The sequence below is a fragment of the Mesorhizobium sp. M0808 genome (assembly GCF_040320025.1).
GTDB lineage: Bacteria > Pseudomonadota > Alphaproteobacteria > Rhizobiales > Rhizobiaceae > Mesorhizobium.
This window is the reverse complement of the sequence record NZ_JAMYOX010000146.1, coordinates 1-567: the sequence shown is the minus strand read 5'-3', so window position 1 is coordinate 567 and position 567 is coordinate 1. Positions and strand designations below refer to the sequence as shown.

Genomic DNA, 567 nt, shown 5'->3' with positions numbered 1-567 from the left:
CGGGTCCTGGCCGCGCACGGCCTCCTCGGCGGCCCACAGCGGGGCCATCTGCGCCACCGTCTGCGAGGCAATAACGGAGGAGCCTGCGGCATGCAGTTCGTAGAACTTGCGCCGCACGTGCGACCAGCACGCCGCCAGCGTCACGCCGTCATTGCCCCGATCCGATCGGGCCAGCCGGTTATAGGCGGCGTATCCGTCGACCTGCAGGATGCCGCGATAGCCGTCCAGATGGCGGGCGACACATTCGCCGGCACGGCTGTCTTCGAAGCGGTAGGCGACGATGGGCGGTCCGCTGCCACCGAACGGCCGATCATCGCGGAGATAGGTCCAGAGGTAGGCCGTCTTGGCCTTGCCCGATCCTGGGGCCAGCGTTGGCAGGGTGGTCTCATCGGCAAAGACCCGCTCACCCTGCTTGATGCGGGTCAGTGCGTAATCGGCGAGCGGCTCGAGCTCGAAGCCGACCTTGCCCATCCACTGCGCCATCTGTGACCGGTCGATCTCGACCTGATCGCGGGCATAGATCGCTTCCTGGCGGTAGAGCGGCAGGCCATCGGCGTATTTCGACAC

Annotated in this window: 1 protein-coding gene; it reads right to left on the bottom strand. The window is 66.8% G+C overall.

Features of this window, described 5'->3' with window-relative positions:
• Nucleotides 1-567 (bottom strand): IS66 family transposase (locus NKI25_RS36380; protein WP_353001003.1); only part of this gene is annotated, 567 nt, incomplete at both ends.